This is a genomic window from Halomonas fontilapidosi, assembly GCF_014192285.1.
Taxonomy (GTDB): domain Bacteria; phylum Pseudomonadota; class Gammaproteobacteria; order Pseudomonadales; family Halomonadaceae; genus Halomonas; species Halomonas fontilapidosi.
On sequence record NZ_JACHXQ010000001.1, the window covers coordinates 319,549 to 335,167 of the forward strand.

General features: G+C 65.3%; 18 protein-coding genes. 5 read left to right on the forward strand and 13 right to left on the reverse strand.

The window, feature by feature from the left end; translation table 11 throughout:
* Window positions 1-124: 124 nt before the first annotated feature.
* Window positions 125-679: a carboxypeptidase-like regulatory domain-containing protein gene (locus FHR95_RS01505; RefSeq protein ID WP_183313093.1), complete on the forward strand. Its 555-nt coding sequence runs from the start codon at window positions 125-127 to the stop codon at window positions 677-679.
* Window positions 680-982: 303 nt separating this feature from the next.
* On the forward strand, window positions 983-1,861 hold the full coding sequence (gene ehuB, locus FHR95_RS01510; protein WP_183313094.1) for an ectoine/hydroxyectoine ABC transporter substrate-binding protein EhuB: 879 nt from the start codon (window positions 983-985) through the stop codon (window positions 1,859-1,861).
* A gap of 72 nt (window positions 1,862-1,933) precedes the next feature.
* On the opposite strand, the gene hda is transcribed toward ehuB, so the two are convergent.
* Together hda and FHR95_RS01520 are read right to left on the reverse strand one after the other, a co-directional pair.
* Window positions 1,934-2,635, reverse strand: a complete 702-nt coding sequence (hda, locus tag FHR95_RS01515; protein ID WP_183313095.1) for a DnaA regulatory inactivator Hda — start codon at window positions 2,633-2,635, stop codon at window positions 1,934-1,936.
* The gene (locus FHR95_RS01520) at window positions 2,632-3,711 is read right to left on the reverse strand and encodes an AI-2E family transporter (protein WP_040186406.1); all 1,080 of its coding nucleotides are present in this window, start codon (window positions 3,709-3,711) and stop codon (window positions 2,632-2,634) included. Before FHR95_RS01520 ends, hda begins: the two co-directional genes overlap by 4 nt.
* A gap of 133 nt (window positions 3,712-3,844) precedes the next feature.
* On the opposite strand from FHR95_RS01520, the gene purM reads away from it, so the two are divergent.
* Both purM and purN read left to right on the forward strand, forming a co-directional pair.
* Window positions 3,845-4,918, forward strand: coding sequence for a phosphoribosylformylglycinamidine cyclo-ligase (purM, locus tag FHR95_RS01525; RefSeq protein WP_183313096.1), 1,074 nt, complete (start codon window positions 3,845-3,847; stop codon window positions 4,916-4,918).
* The gene (purN, locus tag FHR95_RS01530; protein WP_040186404.1) at window positions 4,915-5,655 is read left to right on the forward strand and encodes a phosphoribosylglycinamide formyltransferase; all 741 of its coding nucleotides are present in this window, start codon (window positions 4,915-4,917) and stop codon (window positions 5,653-5,655) included. The genes purM and purN overlap by 4 nt, the downstream gene beginning before the upstream one ends.
* A gap of 145 nt (window positions 5,656-5,800) precedes the next feature.
* On the opposite strand, the gene dcd is transcribed toward purN, so the two are convergent.
* The 6 genes from dcd to FHR95_RS01560 all read right to left on the reverse strand — a co-directional run bounded on the left by dcd (window position 5,801) and on the right by FHR95_RS01560 (window position 10,548).
* Entirely contained in the window at window positions 5,801-6,367 is a 567-nt protein-coding gene (gene dcd, locus FHR95_RS01535) for a dCTP deaminase (protein WP_040186402.1), read from the reverse strand.
* 88 nt (window positions 6,368-6,455) lie between these two features.
* Entirely contained in the window at window positions 6,456-7,256 is an 801-nt protein-coding gene (gene apbC / locus FHR95_RS01540; protein ID WP_179862071.1) for an iron-sulfur cluster carrier protein ApbC, read from the reverse strand.
* A 155-nt stretch (window positions 7,257-7,411) separates the two neighbouring features.
* Window positions 7,412-8,599: a coiled-coil domain-containing protein gene (locus FHR95_RS01545; RefSeq protein ID WP_183313097.1), complete on the reverse strand. Its 1,188-nt coding sequence runs from the start codon at window positions 8,597-8,599 to the stop codon at window positions 7,412-7,414.
* Between the two features lie 131 nt (window positions 8,600-8,730).
* Window positions 8,731-9,150 carry an alternative ribosome rescue aminoacyl-tRNA hydrolase ArfB gene (gene arfB, locus FHR95_RS01550; RefSeq protein ID WP_040186401.1) on the reverse strand — a complete coding sequence of 140 codons (420 nt, stop codon included), beginning with the start codon at window positions 9,148-9,150 and terminating at the stop codon, window positions 8,731-8,733.
* A gap of 58 nt (window positions 9,151-9,208) precedes the next feature.
* Window positions 9,209-9,883: a spermidine synthase gene (locus FHR95_RS01555; RefSeq protein ID WP_183313098.1), complete on the reverse strand. Its 675-nt coding sequence runs from the start codon at window positions 9,881-9,883 to the stop codon at window positions 9,209-9,211.
* A gap of 116 nt (window positions 9,884-9,999) precedes the next feature.
* Window positions 10,000-10,548 (reverse strand): YqhA family protein, encoded by a 549-nt coding sequence (locus tag FHR95_RS01560; protein WP_040186399.1) that lies wholly within the window; start codon window positions 10,546-10,548, stop codon window positions 10,000-10,002.
* A 114-nt stretch (window positions 10,549-10,662) separates the two neighbouring features.
* Here FHR95_RS01560 and FHR95_RS01565 point away from each other — a divergent pair, with 114 nt between their 5' ends.
* Window positions 10,663-11,592, forward strand: coding sequence for a YihY/virulence factor BrkB family protein (locus FHR95_RS01565; protein WP_246378294.1), 930 nt, complete (start codon window positions 10,663-10,665; stop codon window positions 11,590-11,592).
* A gap of 36 nt (window positions 11,593-11,628) precedes the next feature.
* On the opposite strand, the gene FHR95_RS01570 is transcribed toward FHR95_RS01565, so the two are convergent.
* The 5 genes from FHR95_RS01570 to ureE all read right to left on the reverse strand — a co-directional run bounded on the left by FHR95_RS01570 (window position 11,629) and on the right by ureE (window position 15,585).
* Entirely contained in the window at window positions 11,629-13,059 is a 1,431-nt protein-coding gene (locus FHR95_RS01570) for a phospholipase D family protein (RefSeq protein WP_183313100.1), read from the reverse strand.
* Between the two features lie 159 nt (window positions 13,060-13,218).
* Window positions 13,219-13,446 (reverse strand): hypothetical protein, encoded by a 228-nt coding sequence (locus tag FHR95_RS01575; protein ID WP_183313101.1) that lies wholly within the window; start codon window positions 13,444-13,446, stop codon window positions 13,219-13,221.
* 34 nt (window positions 13,447-13,480) lie between these two features.
* The gene (gene ureG / locus FHR95_RS01580; RefSeq protein ID WP_183313102.1) at window positions 13,481-14,128 is read right to left on the reverse strand and encodes an urease accessory protein UreG; all 648 of its coding nucleotides are present in this window, start codon (window positions 14,126-14,128) and stop codon (window positions 13,481-13,483) included.
* A gap of 256 nt (window positions 14,129-14,384) precedes the next feature.
* Window positions 14,385-15,083 carry an urease accessory protein UreF gene (locus FHR95_RS01585; RefSeq protein WP_183313367.1) on the reverse strand — a complete coding sequence of 233 codons (699 nt, stop codon included), beginning with the start codon at window positions 15,081-15,083 and terminating at the stop codon, window positions 14,385-14,387.
* Window positions 15,073-15,585, reverse strand: a complete 513-nt coding sequence (gene ureE / locus FHR95_RS01590) for an urease accessory protein UreE (protein WP_183313366.1) — start codon at window positions 15,583-15,585, stop codon at window positions 15,073-15,075. The genes FHR95_RS01585 and ureE overlap by 11 nt, the downstream gene beginning before the upstream one ends.
* Window positions 15,586-15,619: the final 34 nt, after the last annotated feature.

Genomic DNA, 15,619 nt, shown 5'->3' on the forward strand with positions numbered 1-15,619 from the left:
CGGAGGCGCCGGTACCACCGGCGCCTGCCTGAAGACGCGAAAGGGTCGCCGATCACTGATCGGCGGCTCTTTTGCGTTACGCTCTCCAGCAACGAGGCATCATCCACCCGTCGGGAGAGTGACCATGACACGCTGGATCCCTGTCGCCCTGCTGGGCCTCACACTGGCCGGCTGCCAGATCATCGAGCCACGCTATCCTGCCGGCGAGCGCCAGCGCGTCGAGGTCATCGAGCGGGGTGCACAGGCACCGCGCGAGGCCGAACGCGCCGACCGCCCTTCCGTTACCGGACGCGTCGCCCGCCAGGTGGCCTTTCCCGCCGAGCAGTACGCCGCCCTGGACAAGCACGGCACTGCCGTGATCAGCGGGCAGCTGACGATCGGAGGACGCCCCGTGCCCCATGCCGGGGTATCGGTTGCGCCGGTGACCACCTACTCGGCCGAGGCGGCGGAGCAGGCCCTGGCGGGCCGCGCCGTGGAGCCCGCCGACCCCCGTGCCCGCGCCTACACTCACACTACCCGCACCGACGCCAACGGCAACTTCCGCCTCGGCGGACTGCCTGCCGGCGAGTTCTATGTCTCGGGCAGCGGTCAGGACCCCGCCACCGGCGAGGCCCGCGTGGTCATCCGCCAGGTGAGCCTGGGCAACGGCCAGTCGCGAAGTGTCGAGCTCAGACGTTGAGCCACCTGTCACTGGCATCATGAAACACATTCGTTGCGTGTAAGACATCGCCGACACCGCTTGTCAGTCATCAGCCAGGTAACCTTCGACGGCCTCGCGCTCCATCAACGCCACTTCTACGCTAAATGAACTGCCATCGGGTGATGGCAGGCACGCATTAGATGGCGACAAAACGGAAATGCCATTGATGGCGAGATACCACTCATTGCTCTGCCCGACCCGCTTGGGCGTTACGGCCGACACCCCGGTGTGACCGGCGACCCCTCGCGTGCCGGGTCGTTATATATCGCGAGGCTGATAAAAATGATAACCCAATCTCTTTTCCGCACGGGACCACCCCTGATGGCCGGCATCGTCGCCTTCCTGCTGGCCATTCCCGGGCTGCAGGCTGACACCCTGGAGGATATTCAGCAGCGCGGCGTGATCCGCATTGCCGTCGCCAATGAGCGGCCCTATGGCTACCTTAACGAGGAGGGTGAAGCGCTAGGTGCGGGTCCCGAGGTCGCCCGCCGCATCCTCGACGATCTCGGCATCGAGACGATCGAATGGGTGGCGACCGAATTCAAGAACCTCATTCCAGGGCTGGAAGTCGGTCGTTTCGACATGGCCGCGGCAGAAATGGCCATCATGCCCGAGCGCTGCAGCCGTGTGCTCTTCTCGGACCCCAACACCTCCTATGGCGAGGGGCTGCTGGTCCTGGCCTCCAACCCCAATCGGATTCGCGCCTACGAGGACTTCGTGGAACGCCCCGACACCATCCGTGTCGCTGTCCAGGAGGGTACGGTGACCCAGGACATGTTCGCCGCGCTAGGCGTTCATCCGGACCGGGTGGTGACGGTAGAGCGCCTCTCGGAGGCCATCGAGGCCATCGAAAGTGGCCGAGCCGACGCCTTCGCCGCTACCGGGATGACGGTCGCATCTCTGGAGAACATGAGCCCTCAGGTGGAGGCAGAATTCAACTTCAAAGATCCCATCATCGACGGTCGCCAAGTCCGCTACTATGGCGGCTTTGCCTTTCCCCTGGATGCCGAGGACCTGCGCGATGCCTTCAACGACGCCTTGGAGCAAGAGAAGCGCTACGGCGACTGGCAGCAGACCTTGGCGCGCTACGGCTTCCTGACCAAGGACATCATCTACTCCTACCGCTTCAGTGGCGATCAGCTCTGCGAAGGTTCCAGCTAGGACCTCGGCGCCCATAGCCGGGCTTAGAGGAGTCGGCAGCTCGGGAAGGAGTGCGTCCGGCCCCTCGATCTCTCACCAGCCCAGCGCCTGCTTGACGAAGGGAATGGTCAGCTTGCGCTGGGCGGAGAGTGAGGCGCGATCCAGGGCCTCCAGGGTCTCGAAGAGCGCATCCAGCCGGCGCGGCCCGCGATGCAGGATGTAGCGGGCCACCTCGTCGGACATCTGCATGCCGCGCCCCCGCGCTCGAAGCTGAAGGGCCGCCAGGCGCCCGGCGTCATCCAGCCCCTGCAGATGGAAGGTCATCCCCCAGGTGAGCCGCGAGGCCAGGTCGGGCAGTTTCACCGGCAACTGACGCGGCGGCGCCTCGGCGGCGATCACCAAGCGTTTGCCGGCATCCCGCAGGCGGTTGAACGCATGAAACAACGCTTCCTCCCACCGCTTGCGCCCCATCACGCGCTCGAGGTCATCGATCGCGACCAGGTCCAGGCGCTCGATCTCCTCGAGCATCAGCGGCGGAAAATGACCGAGTTCCGCCAGGGGCAGATACAGCGCGCGACAATCACGATCGGAGGCCCCGTGGCAAGCCGCCTGCAACAGATGGCTACGCCCGGTACCGGAGGCGCCCCAGAGATAAAGGAAGAGCTCACCGTTGTCGTCGAGTTGATGCGCCAGCCGGTCGACCAGAGCCGCGTTGGGCCCGGGGTGAAAGCTGGCGAAGGTAGCGTCGTCACGCAGCCCCACGCCCAGCGGCAACTGCGCGGGTGCTCGACTCATGGCGACTCCTCGTCGTGGGTGCGATGACGTTCGGCGTCGTACAGGCTGCTGTTTTTATAGTGCTCATGGAGATAACGCAACACCACCATCACGACCGCAGCCATGGGCAGTGCCAGCAGAACGCCGGTGAAGCCGAACAGTTGTCCCCCGGCCAGCACGGCGAAGATCACCGCCACCGGGTGCAGGCCGATCTTGTCGCCGAGCAACTTGGGTTGGAGCACCACACTCTCGACCAACTGGCCGAAACCGAAAACCGCCGCGACGCCGAGCAGGATCAGCCAATCGCCGAACTGGAAGAAGGCCACCACGCCTGCCACGGAAATGCCCACGATCACCCCCAGATAGGGCACGATGCTGGCAAGCCCCGCGAGCAGACCGATCAGCAGACCGAAGCGCACGCCGAGCAGGGTCAGCCCCACGGCATAGATCACCCCCAGGCAAAGCATGACAATCAGTTGGCCACGCAGGAAGGCCGACAGCACCTCGTCGCATTCGCCGGCGAGGCGAACGGTGGCGGGCTCCCAGCTACGCGGCAGCGAACCACGCACCTTGGCGACCAGGAGGTCCCAGTCCAGCAGCAGGTAGAACGTCACCACCGGAATCAGCGCCAGGTTACCGATCCAGGCGACCAGCGCCAGGCCAGAGCGTGAGGCCTGGGCCAGCAGGCTGGCCGCAAAGGTCCCGGTCTCCTTCCAGTTGTCGACGATCGCCTGGCGCATCTGATCGATATCGGTGGATAGATCCATGCCGGTCAGCGACTGGATACGTGGCACCACCGTCTGCTGCACCCAGTTGAGCACCGCCGGCAACGACTCGATCAGCTGACCAAGCTGTCGGCCCAGAATCGGCACGACCAGCAAAAGGGTGAGCACGATGATCAGCGCCAGCAGCAGGAAAACCAGCGAGACCGCCAGGCGACGCGAGAGGCCGCGAGCCTCGAGACGGTCGGCCAGGGGATCCCCCAGGTAGGCCAGAATCATGCTGACGAAAAAGGGCATCAGCACCGGCTCGATACTGACCATGAACCAGATCCCCAGCGCGGCCACCGCGGCCACTACCCACCACTGCCTGTGCATCGCTCCCTCCCTGTGTCGGCGGGCCGGCAGGCTGCCAGCCGCGCGCCGTGATGCTACAATCTCGTCCTCTAACCTGATCGTTGCGTCGCCCTGCGACAGGCCTCGCAACCGCCATTCTCATACAGGAAGCGTCATGACCGATTCCACCAACCGCCCGACCGGGACCTCGCTGAGTTACAAGGACGCCGGCGTCGACATCGATGCCGGCAATGCCTTGGTCGAACGCATCAAGGGCGTCGCCAAACGCACCACCCGCCCTGAGGTCATGGGCGGCCTGGGCGGTTTTGGCGCCCTGTGCGAGCTCCCCAAGGGCTACCAGGAGCCGGTGCTGGTCTCTGGCACCGACGGCGTAGGCACCAAGCTGCGCTTGGCCATGGACATCGGCCGCCATGACACCATCGGTATCGACCTGGTGGCCATGTGCGTCAACGACCTGGTCGTTGCCGGCGCGGAACCGCTGCTCTTCCTCGACTACTATGCCACGGGCAAGCTCGACGTGGATATCGCCGCCGACGTGGTAACCGGCATTGGCGAGGGCTGCGAGCAGGCGGGCTGCGCCCTGGTGGGTGGCGAGACCGCCGAGATGCCCGGCATGTACGAGGGCAGCGACTACGACCTCGCCGGCTTCTGCGTGGGCGTGGTGGAGAAGTCCAAGATCCTCGATGGCAGCAAGGTCGGTGAAGGCGACGTGCTGCTGGGCCTGGCCTCCTCCGGCCCCCACTCCAACGGCTACTCGCTGATCCGCAAGATCCTCGAGGTGTCGGGGGCCGCCCTGGACACCGCCGTCGATGGCAAGCCCCTGGGCGATGCCCTGCTCGCGCCCACCCGCATCTACGTCAAGCCGCTGCTGTCGCTGCTCAGGGAGACCGACATCCCGGTGCACGCCCTGTCGCACATCACCGGCGGCGGCCTCACCGAGAACATCCCCCGCGTGCTGCCCGAGACGCTGGGCGCGCGCATCGATGCCGCGAGCTGGACCCGCCCGGCGATCTTCGACTGGCTGAAGGAGCAGGGCAACGTCGACGAACACGAGATGCACCGAGTGCTCAACTGCGGCATCGGCATGGTGATCGTGGTCCCGGCGGAGAAGGCCGACCAGGCCCGCGCCCACCTGCAGGCCCTGGGCGAGACGGCCCATCGCATCGGGGTGATCACCGCTCGGGGCGAGGGTGACGAGCCGGTCCAGCTGGAGAATCTCAAGGCATGAGCGGGACCGACTATCAGAGCGATACCCTGAACGCCTTCACCCCTGAGCCCAGCGAGGCGCGACGAGTAGTGGTGCTGATCTCCGGCAGCGGCAGCAACCTCCAGGCGCTGATCGACGCCCAGAGCCACGACGCGCTGGGCGGAGAGATCGTCGCAGTGATCTCCAACCAGCCGGACGCCTACGGCCTGAAGCGCGCCCGGGACGCCGGCATCGACGCCGTGGCGCTGCCCCATCGCGAATACGACAGCCGCGATGCCTACGACGGCGCCCTGATCAAGGTCATCGAGCGCCACGAGCCCGACCTGATCGTGCTGGCCGGCTTCATGCGTATTCTCACGCCGCGCTTCGTCAATCGCTTCCTGGGCCGGATGCTCAACATCCACCCCTCGCTGCTGCCCGCCTACCAGGGCTTGCATACCCATAGCCGCGCGCTGGCCGACGGCGTAGCTACGCACGGCTGCAGCGTGCACTTCGTCACCGAGGAGCTGGATGGCGGGCCGGTCGCCCTGCAGGCCGAGGTAGCGGTCGCCGAGGACGACACGGAAGAGAGCCTGCAGACCAAGGTGCAAACACGCGAGCATCTGATCTACCCAATCGCCGTGCGTTGGTTCCTGGAGGGGCGGCTGCAGCTCAAGGGCGACAGCGCCAGCATGGACGGCGTTGCCCTGCCGCCGAGCGGTATGCGGCTCTCACATGCCGATGCCGCCGAGGAACTGGACGAGGACGGCGAGGAGTAAGCTGCCAAGCTGCCAAGCTGCCAAGCTGCCAAGCTGCCAAGCTGCCAAGCTGCTAGCAGTGTCTGATGATCTCGTGCAAAAGCAAACCCCGAAGGTCTCGGCCTTCGGGGTTTACTTGTAGCTCGGCGCTTTCAGTTCGGCGCTATCACGTCCGCGGCAGGGTCACACCCCGCTGCCCCATGTACTTGCCGCCGCGGTCCTTGTAGGAGGTCTCGCAGACCTCGTCGGACTCCAGGAACAGCATCTGCGCCACGCCTTCATTGGCATAGATGCGCGCCGGCAGGTTGGTGGTGTTGGAGAACTCCAGGGTCACGTGTCCTTCCCACTCGGGTTCCAGCGGGGTGACGTTGACGATGATGCCGCAACGGGCATAGGTCGACTTGCCCAGGCAGATGGTCAGCACGCTGCGCGGGATGCGGAAGTACTCCACGGTGCGGGCCAGGGCGAAGGAGTTGGGGGGGATCACGCAGACATCGCCCTTGATGTCGACGAAACTCTTCTCGTCGAACCCCTTGGGATCCACCACCGCGGAGTGGATATTGGTGAACACCTTGAACTCGTCGGCGCAGCGCACGTCGTAGCCGTAACTGGACGTCCCGTAGGAGATCACCCGCCGCTCATTCTGGTAGCGAACCTGGTCGGGCTCGAAGGGCTCGATCATGCCTTCCCGCTCGGCCATGCGGCGTATCCATTTATCGGATTTGATGCTCATCGAAACGTCCTGAACGGTGTCTGGGAAATGAAAAAACCGGGGCCACATCATAGCGGCCCCGGCGGGGAAGGTCACGGCAGGCGTCCTCTCACTCGCTGAACGAGATCTCCGGACCCTCGGCGCCCTGCCCGCGGATCTGGTCCGCGACCTGGCGCGCCATATCACGGAACGTGGCAGTCACGTCACTCTCGGGTTCGGCCACCACGGTGGGCCGCCCGCCATCTACCTGCTCGCGGATCGACAGGGTCAGCGGCAGGCGGCCGAGCACTTGGGTCTCGTACTCGTGGGCAATGCGCTCGCCTCCACCCTCGCCGAAGATCGGCTCGCTGTGACCGCAGTGGGAGCAGATGTGCAGGCTCATGTTCTCCACCACCCCCAGCACCGGTACGTTGACCTTGCGGAACATCTCGATGCCCTTGCGCGCATCCAGCAGCGCAATGTCCTGGGGCGTGGTGACGATCACTGCGCCATCCACCGGCACCTTCTGGGCAAGCGTCAACTGGATGTCCCCGGTCCCCGGCGGCATGTCGATGAACAGATAGTCCAGGTCGTCCCAGACGGTCTGGGTGAGCATCTGCTGAAAGGCCCCGGCGACCATCGGGCCGCGCCAGACCATGGGCTCGCGGATGTCGACCAGGAAGGCCATCGACATCGCCTGGATGCCATGGGCCTCGAGCGGCTTGAAGCGGTTCTCGCCGGCGGACTGGGGACGCACGCCCTCGCCCACTCCGAGCATCTGTGCCTGGCTGGGACCATAGATGTCGGCATCCAGGATGCCCACCCGATAGCCTTCGGCAGCCATAGCCAGTGCCAGGTTGACGGTGACGGTGGACTTGCCCACCCCGCCCTTGCCGGACGCCACAGCGACAATATGCTTGACCCCTTCGATCACGGACTCGCTCCTTTATGCAGTTGGGGTTGCCACGCAAGCGGCATTGAGACTCAGTATACCCGGCGGGCCGCCCCGCCGTGCAATGCCTGGCAAAGCACGACGGCGAGCCATTGGCTCGCCGTCGTGTAAGTTACAACCGAAGCGTGTAGGGCTCAGTTATTCTCATCGCCTTCCAGGACTTCGGCCTGTTGCTCAGCAGCACCGCCCATGTCGCCCTGCTCAGCCTGGGTATCCTGCTCGGCGGCGTCATCACCGCTGCCCTGCTGAGCCTGGGCATCTTGCGCGGCGGCTTCACCATCGCCGCCTTGCTGAGCCTGAGTGTCCTGCTCGGCGGCTTCACCACTGCCGTCAGCCTGCTGGTCAGCAGCACTCTCTTCGGCAGCCGCGTCGTCAGCCTGCACGCTCTGCTCCAGGCGAGACAGCTCGTTGCGCCAGGTCTCGAGCTGACCTTCCAGCCGCTCGAGCTGGGACTGGCGAGATTCCACCTGAGACTCGATCTCGGCTACCTCTTCGCGACCGAGCTTGATGGCGAGTTCGAGATCCTTGAACATTTCGCGAGCCTGGACGACCTCGGACCGGGCCTCCTCCAGTTCACCGCGAGTCGACTCCAGCGCCTCATTCGCCTCGTTGCGGCTGGCCTCGAGCTCGCTGATCTCCTGCTGGAGCGCATCGCGCTGCTCCTGCATGGTCGCGATCTCGTCGTTGATGCCGGCCAGAGTCTCTTCGGCTGATGCAATTTCTTCCTGCAGGCCCTGGAGTTCGGCCCGCGCCTCGTCGCGCTCGGCCATCGCGTCACTGCGCTTTTGCTCGGCCTGCTGGCGGGCTTCTTCGGCCTGCTGGCGTTCCTCTTCAGCGGCCTGACGAGCCTCATCGGCCTCCTGACGCGACGCTTGAGCCTCATCGCGGGCCTGGGCAGCCTGCTGCTGCTGCTCCTGGAGGTTGGCGAGCGCCTCTTCGGCCTCGGCAATGCCGGCCTGACGGGTATTCAGCTCACCCTGGGCGGCCTCTACCGCGGCTTGGACCTCCTCCAGTTCCGCGCGGGCTTCGGACTCCTGCTGCTGAGTCGTCGCGAGTTCAGACTCGGCGGTCTGAAGCTGCTGATCGAGCTCGCTGCGCTGCTCTGCCAGTTCATCGATATTCCCGGCGGCACTCCGCAACTCCTCAGCGCGACCTGTCAAGGCTTCATTCTCGGCCTCAAGGTTCTCGAGTTGTGCCTGCAGCGATTCGCGGGCCTCGTTGCTGGAACTGACGCTGGACTGGGCAATTAACGCCCAGATGATCGCAACCACCGCCACGGCAGCCAGGCCCTTGACGCGGTTGTCCTTGAATAGCTCACTCATCGACGAATCGGCCATCGGCGGATCCCCCTCGTGGTTGAATGTCGCCGGCCATCATCGGCCGGCCGTCATGGTCACGACTTCCAGCATACACGCCCAGTGAGACGTCGCCACCCGCAGCGTTGACGCGACAGTCAACGACTGTCCTCGACCTTGCCACGTAACGCCTTGTGGCGGCCGCGCTGCTTCTTGCTGTCCAGGCGACGCTGCTTGGCGCCCTTGCTGGGACGGGTCGCGACCCGCTTCTTGGGCGCATACATCACACTCTTGATCAGCGCTTTGAGCCGCGCCATGGCTTCGGCACGATTACGCTCCTGAGTGCGATGGCTCTGCGCCTTGATGATCACCACCCCGTCTCGGCTGATGCGTTGATCACCCAGCGCCAGCAGCTTCTCCTTGAAGCCCTCGGGCAGGCTGGAAGCGCGAATATCGAAGCGCAGGTGGATGGCCGTGGCAACCTTGTTGACGTTCTGTCCGCCGGCGCCCTGAGCGCGCACGGCCTGCATCTCGATCTCGTGGTCGGGAATTTTCACCTGGCGAGAAAGTTCCAGCATGCGTTGACCTTTCGATAAGAAGAGTGAGTGATACATCGAGAGTGGTGAAGGTATCACCTCAGTATGCCAGCCAGATCCGGTGCTTGGCGCCCTTGCCGGCGCGATGGGCCCGCACCGTGACTTCCTCGACCAGCAGCCCGACACGACGCAGCCGTTCGGTGAACGCCGGGTCAGGACCGGCCGACCAGACCGCCAGCACCCCATCGGGCCGCAGTGCCTGCTGGGCGGCGGCAAGCCCGCGGGGGGAGTAGAGCCAGTCGTTCTCGCGCTGCGTCAGCCCTTCCGGTCCATTGTCGACATCGAGCATGATGGCGTCGAAGCCGCCCGGCTCTCGGCGCAGCAACTCGCCGACGTCTCCCAGGCTGACGCGGCTGCGCGGATCCTCCAGAGGGCGCCCGGCCGCATCACCCAGCGGGCCATGGTTCCATTCCACCACCCCCGGGACCAGCTCGGCGACGACCACCTCGGCATCCTCGCCCAGTGTCTTCAGCGCCGCCGCCAGGGTAAACCCCATCCCCAGCCCGCCGACCAGCACACGGGCTCCAGAGCGGTCGGCGACACGCTCACAGGCCAGTTCCGCCAGGGCATCTTCGGAGCCGTGCAGGCGAGTGTTCATCAGCTCACCCGTCTTGCCGGCAATACGGATCGAGAATTCGTCGTTACGCTGCAACAGCCTCAGCTCACCACCCGACCCGGGAATGCTCGCCGTGCCGATCTCTTCGAATTTTGCCATGGTGTCTCGTCGTGGAGGGGGGAATTCGGGGAGCGCATTATGCGTCGGGCGATAGCGACATGCCATCCGATGGCTGCCATGGATGCCATGACGCGCCGCGCAAAAAGCTGCCCGAATTACTCCTGCTTGTGCGCCAGCGCCATCAGGTAGAGGGCGAGGGCCAGGGCCAGCACCGATAGCGCCAGATAGATGGCATCGAGCGGAGTCTCGAAGCTGATACCCACCACGGCTCGGAAGAATTCGATGATCACGGCCAGGATAACCACTCGCGCGATCTTGTCCTTGAGCTGGTCGAGGGAGCTGACGTTGAAGGGGTGCTGGGGGTCGCGCCCCTCGGCGGGCTCGATGCGCGAAACGAAAAGCTTGTAGACCCCGAGACCGAAGATCATCAGCACCAGGGCGATCAGGTAGATATCCACGGCGACGATGATATCGGTGACCACGCTCTTGTGGATGTCGGCTCCCCCGCCCAGGTAATGGCGCCAGGTATCGGCCAGTACCGCGAGAATATCCAGGCTGGCAATGATAAACAGCACCAGGGCCCCCAGCAGCGCCGGCACCACGGCCATAAGCACCATCAGGCGTGAGTGCCAGAGAAAGGCCTCGAAGCGCCGCTCAAGCTGGCCACGTCGGGTCTTGCGTGCGGGCCGGGAATCCGGATCCATGACTCTCTCCTTGTGAATTCAATCATTTCGAACGAAAACGTCATCGGGCACGGTTTGACCCGACGACGCTGGATGCGCCTATGATGACGCAAGTCCTTTGGCATGGCAGCTCCGATGGCTTCACCGACCGTTCGCACACGACGTCTGATCTTCACCCTGCTGCCACGCATCCTGCGTTTCCTGTGGCGCGTGCTGTGTGCCTTCCTGCGCAACCGCGGCATTCTGCTGGCCGGGGGCGTAGGCTACAATATTCTGCTCTCGATCGTGCCACTGTTCGCCCTGATGGTGGTGCTGCTGGCCGGCGTGGTCGACGAGGCACGGCTGCTCGAGGTGCTTTCGATTCAGGCCCGCCACCTGGCGCCCGCCCACGCCGAGATCCTGCTCGATGCGGTCCGGACCCTGCTCGATTCCCGCGACGTGATCGGCATCCTGGGCTTTCCTGTGCTCCTGCTTTTCAGCTCCTTCGCCTTTCGCATGCTCGAGGATGCCCTGGCGATCATCTTCCATGCCCCGGACGCTCAACACCCGGGGCGCAGTGTCTGGGTGTCGGTGCTGCTGCCCTATGCCTTCATGCTGGTGCTGGGCGCCGGCCTGCTGGCCCTGACCCTGCTGGTGACCCTGGCCAGTTCGCTCAACGCCCTGTGGCTGGCGCTATTCGAACGCGAATTGCCGCTCGCCGGCCTCTCGGGGCCGATGCTCAACCTGACCAGTTTCCTCGGCGTTTTCCTGCTGTTCAGCGCCATCTACAAGTTCCTGCCGGTCGTGCAGGTCGCCCTGCGCCGGGCGGTGGTAGGCGGACTGGTCGCCGCCCTGCTGTGGGAAGGAGTGCGGCTGATGCTGGTCTACTACTTCGCCAATATCTCCTTCGTCAACGCCGTCTACGGCTCCCTGGCCACCCTGATCGTGGTGCTGCTGAGCCTGGAGGTGGGCGCCATCATCCTGCTGCTCGGGGCTCAGGTGATCGCCGAGCTCGAGCGTAATGCCCGCCTCGGCCTGCCCTGGCACATCGACCCGCGCCATCAGGTCGTGACGCATGTCGAATAGGCCCTTCATGTTCGTCGAGCGGCCAACCATCGGTCTTCAGAAGGTGGAAAGCCCCGTCGCTTCCATGAACCGATAGCGCACTCGCTGCCAGGCCGTGGCGTCATCGAAGGCTTCGAAGGGCTGACTGGTGATGCGCTGCGGCGACGAGTGCCAGCGTCGCTCGAAGAAGGCCATGCCATCACGCAGGGCCGACGTCTCCACGGGGCCCACCAGGCGCACGCTGGTCTCCAGATTGAGGTCATCCAGATTGCGTCGTGTGAAGTTAGCCGAACCGAGGAGCATCTCGGCCTCGCCGTCGGGTTCGGCCGGGCGGCGCAGCAGCAGTTTACTGTGGCACTGCTCGCCACGGCTGACGCACCAGCGCACGTCAATGCCGGCGTCATGAAGTTCGCGGGCCACGGGACGGTTGGGGATCCCGCCCTTATCCAGCCCGAAGGCATCGCGGTTGGGGTCAAGCAGCACGCGCAGCGACACCCCGCGGCCCTTGGCAGCCACCAGGGCGTCGATCACCTCGCGATGCGCCAGATAGAAGACGGCGATATCCAGCCGATCGCTCTCGCCGCTGGTCTCGATGGCCGCCAGCAAGGCATCGCGGATGGCGCCCTCGGTCAGCACCTGCAGCCTGGCTTTCTCGGGTAGCTCGCTCCGGTTATCGACCGGCATCGGCCCCGCCAGGCTCACCCCCGACCAGTTCGCCACAGGACGTTCGGAGGCGAGCAGATCGAGTACCGCCGCGCCTTCGAAGCGCAACGCCACGTTGCCGTGCAGGCTGCTGGCATCGTGGGGGTTGGCGGAGGTGACCAATCCCGCCCAGCTATCGCCGTGGTCCACCACCAGGGTCTTGCGGTGGTTGGCATTGAAGTTGAGCAGCGCCAGGTAACTTCGCAAGGACACCCGCCCCGGCCCCAGGACATTGGGCAGCCAGCCCCCTTGGCTGCCGTTGCCGAGCCAGCGTGGGCCCAGGTGCCACCCCCCGGACCAGAGCGGGTTGGAGGCCCTCAGCCGATTCAGGTCGGTGATCACTACCCGGACACCGGCTTCGCGCAGGGCCTGGAGATGATCAAGCTCGAGACCCCCGTAGAAGGTGTTGAGCGGGTCGGTGATCACCACCGCCACCAGATCAGGGTAACGGCGCTTCTGCTCGATCAGCGCATCGGTCACCTCCGCCGACAGCGGCCTGAATGCCTGGCCGTCGGCGGCCCCAGCGAAGTCGTTGAAGAGGAACATGTCCAGCACCACCAGGCGCCGAGCCTGGCCGATCATCGCCAGCACCTCGTCGAAGATCTGCCGCCGGGTGTGACGCTCGCCTGACGGGCCATACCAGGTCTCATCGGCAAGAAAACGCACCTCGGCAGCGAGGCGTTCCGGAAAGGCATGAGACACGCCCTCGGGTAACGGCTTGTAGCGCTGCCAGGCGCCCATGCCGGCCCAGGCCACCAGCAACGCCATCACGATCCATGGCCACATTCGTCGCCTCCCCTGCCCTGCTGTCTGTCTGCCGTCCATGACGCCCTCGTACTTCATGCCACCTCAGGGGTGACGTCGACGGCCAGCATAGCGACAAGCCTTCCAAAAAGCAGTGCACCCGGCCGAAGCCGGGTGCAGAGGAGCGCGTGCCGGGAAGGCTCAGTCCTGACGGCGCAGTCGGCGGCGTCGCAGGATCAGCCGTGCCAGCCCCGCCAGAGAGGCCACGCCGAGGGCGACGATCCCCAGCACGACCAGCATCGAGGGGCTGCCGGTATGGGCATGCACCGGCGGGGCACCATGTCCCGAGTGCGCCAGGGCTGCCGTGGTCGGCAGCATGGCGGCTGCCGAGAGTCCGGCACCGGTGAGGGAAGAGAAGCGAAGGTTCATGGAGGGGTCTCCCGGATCAGGTGAAGGGATGAGGTCAGGCGGTGGCAGACGCTGTCAGTTGCTCGGGCGGCCGGCGCTCCGGCAGCATGCCCCGATCGAGGATAAAGCGGATGATCTCCTCCAACCCGACGCCGTCATAGAGGTTGGTGAAGACGAAGGGACGCTGGCCGCGCATCTTGCGGGAATCGCGGTCCATCACCTCCAGCGAGGCGTGGACCTGCTCGGCGATATCGATCTTGTTGATGATCAGCAGATCCGACTTGGTAATGCCTGGGCCGCCCTTGCGCGGGATCTTGTCGCCGGCGGAGACATCGATCACGTAGAGGGTCAGGTCGGAAAGCTCTGGGCTGAAGGTAGCCGAGAGGTTGTCCCCGCCGGATTCCACCAGCACCAGCTCCAGGTCCGGATGGCGCTCCTGCAGCTCGTCGATGGCCGCCAGGTTCATGGAGGCGTCCTCGCGGATGGCGGTGTGAGGACAGCCGCCGGTCTCCACGCCGAGAATGCGATCTGCGGGGAGCGCCTCGTGCTTGAGCAGGAAGTCGGCGTCCTCTCGGGTATAGATGTCGTTAGTGACCACGGCGATATCATAGTGATCGCGCAGTGCCCGGCAGAGCTGCTTGAGCAGGGCCGTCTTGCCGGAGCCCACCGGGCCGCCGACGCCGATACGCAGGCAATGTGTCATGTCGTTTCTCCTCATGCACTCTTTCGTCGTTATCCTGTCGGCGCGGCCGACTCACTGGACTCACCACGCCACACGTCCGAAACCCTGGCGCTCCGGCCGGACTCCCGCGGTCGGAAAGACGGCACATCCCTGTGTCGGCTTTCCCCGGACGGGTCGTCTCGATCTTCTTCCCTGAAGATCGACCACGTCGCTTCGGCCGGAGTGCCAGCGGCCGCGCGAGGTGGATTCGCCAGTGATCGCCCGGCCTTTTCAGGTGCTAGCTTCTGAACAACCGCGAATATTGTGTCTCGTGCAGCGCGCTGGCTAGCGCCAGGCCGGGAAGCGCCGGGCCCAGTGCGTCATCCTCGAGCATCAGCGCCTCGTCCACGGCGGACACCAGCGCCGGTCGCAGCCGTTCCACCAGACGCTGCGCGGCGGTATGGCCGAGCGGCAACGCCTTGCAGGCAACGGCCAGCTGGTTTTCCAGCCAGGCCCAGGCGAAACCAAGCAATGTCTGGCGAGTGGAAACGCCTCGGGCGTATGCCGTCCAGGCGAAGACGGTCACATAGCCGGCGTTCGCCGGCAGCGCCGAGGCGACGGGCAAGAGGCCGAGACTCCCCAACAGTCGCGACAGCGAGGCGCCCAGCCGGCTGTCCTCCGCGGCCAGCTCCGCGGTCTCGCGGTTGGCGGCGAGCCAGGTATCCCACTCGTCCAGCGCGGCGACATCGCTCTTGCCCCAGGCGACGTGAAGGCGCGCCAGCGCCGGCAGTTCGCAGCGGGTCAGGCCATCCTCCAGCACCCCCTCGAGCCACTCGCCCAGGGTGGCCTCATCGGTCACCCAGCCCAGCTCGAAGGCACTCTCCAGCCCTTGGGAAAACGCAAAGGCGCCGATGGGCAGGGCCGGGCTGACCAGCTGCAAGAGCCCCAGAAGCGCCAGATCGTCGCCCAGCTCCACGCTTGCCGGTTCAGTGGGCATGGGAATGTCCATGATGCTGATGGGCGTGGGCATGATGGTGCTCATGAGAATGGCCTTGGCCCGGCTGGGTATAGGCACCGGGCTCGGGATCGAAAGGCGCGTCATGGTGCTCGAGGTTGGCCCCCAGGCGTTCGGCCAGCTCCTCGAGCACATGATCCGGCGGGAAACGCACATACCCGCCTTGCGCATCATCGCCTAGCGCCAGCTGCACATGCCGATTGCCCAGGTGGTAGGCCAGTCGTGCCAGTGGCAGCCCGGCGGCAATGCGGGCGGTGACCACCGGCTCGACGGCAGCACGAATGCGCACCACCTCGCCGCTTTCCGCGCGCAATCCCTCTCCATCCCGCAGCACCGGTCCACGGTCCAGGAACAGTCCGAGTTCGCGCCCACTATCGCTCGTCGCCTTGAGGCGGCCCAGCACACGCCGCTCGTAGGGCAGCGTCAGGCTATCGGTGGTCTGGTCCGCCGCGATGGGGCCCAGGCGTTCTGTCAGTTTCAGCATCATTCTCTTGGCTCCTCGGACATTCCGGCTGGGG

Bases quoted from the DNA above. Each gene is read 5' to 3' on its own strand.
- ureE (WP_183313366.1), bottom strand. From the start codon at position 15,585: ATGCTGAAACTGACAGAACGCCTGGGCCCCATCGCGGCGGACCAGACC.
- FHR95_RS01570 (WP_183313100.1), bottom strand. From the start codon at position 13,059: ATGTGGCCATGGATCGTGATGGCGTTGCTGGTGGCCTGGGCCGGCATG.
- FHR95_RS01565 (WP_246378294.1), top strand. From the start codon at position 10,663: ATGGCTTCACCGACCGTTCGCACACGACGTCTGATCTTCACCCTGCTG.
- FHR95_RS01545 (WP_183313097.1), bottom strand. From the start codon at position 8,599: ATGAGTGAGCTATTCAAGGACAACCGCGTCAAGGGCCTGGCTGCCGTG.
- FHR95_RS01555 (WP_183313098.1), bottom strand. From the start codon at position 9,883: ATGGCAAAATTCGAAGAGATCGGCACGGCGAGCATTCCCGGGTCGGGT.
- FHR95_RS01575 (WP_183313101.1), bottom strand. From the start codon at position 13,446: ATGAACCTTCGCTTCTCTTCCCTCACCGGTGCCGGACTCTCGGCAGCC.
- purM (WP_183313096.1), top strand. From the start codon at position 3,845: ATGACCGATTCCACCAACCGCCCGACCGGGACCTCGCTGAGTTACAAG.
- FHR95_RS01520 (WP_040186406.1), bottom strand. From the start codon at position 3,711: ATGCACAGGCAGTGGTGGGTAGTGGCCGCGGTGGCCGCGCTGGGGATC.
- FHR95_RS01560 (WP_040186399.1), bottom strand. From the start codon at position 10,548: ATGGATCCGGATTCCCGGCCCGCACGCAAGACCCGACGTGGCCAGCTT.
- FHR95_RS01585 (WP_183313367.1), bottom strand. From the start codon at position 15,083: ATGCCCACTGAACCGGCAAGCGTGGAGCTGGGCGACGATCTGGCGCTT.
- hda (WP_183313095.1), bottom strand. From the start codon at position 2,635: ATGAGTCGAGCACCCGCGCAGTTGCCGCTGGGCGTGGGGCTGCGTGAC.
- FHR95_RS01505 (WP_183313093.1), top strand. From the start codon at position 125: ATGACACGCTGGATCCCTGTCGCCCTGCTGGGCCTCACACTGGCCGGC.
- purN (WP_040186404.1), top strand. From the start codon at position 4,915: ATGAGCGGGACCGACTATCAGAGCGATACCCTGAACGCCTTCACCCCT.
- dcd (WP_040186402.1), bottom strand. From the start codon at position 6,367: ATGAGCATCAAATCCGATAAATGGATACGCCGCATGGCCGAGCGGGAA.
- ureG (WP_183313102.1), bottom strand. From the start codon at position 14,128: ATGACACATTGCCTGCGTATCGGCGTCGGCGGCCCGGTGGGCTCCGGC.
- ehuB (WP_183313094.1), top strand. From the start codon at position 983: ATGATAACCCAATCTCTTTTCCGCACGGGACCACCCCTGATGGCCGGC.
- arfB (WP_040186401.1), bottom strand. From the start codon at position 9,150: ATGCTGGAACTTTCTCGCCAGGTGAAAATTCCCGACCACGAGATCGAG.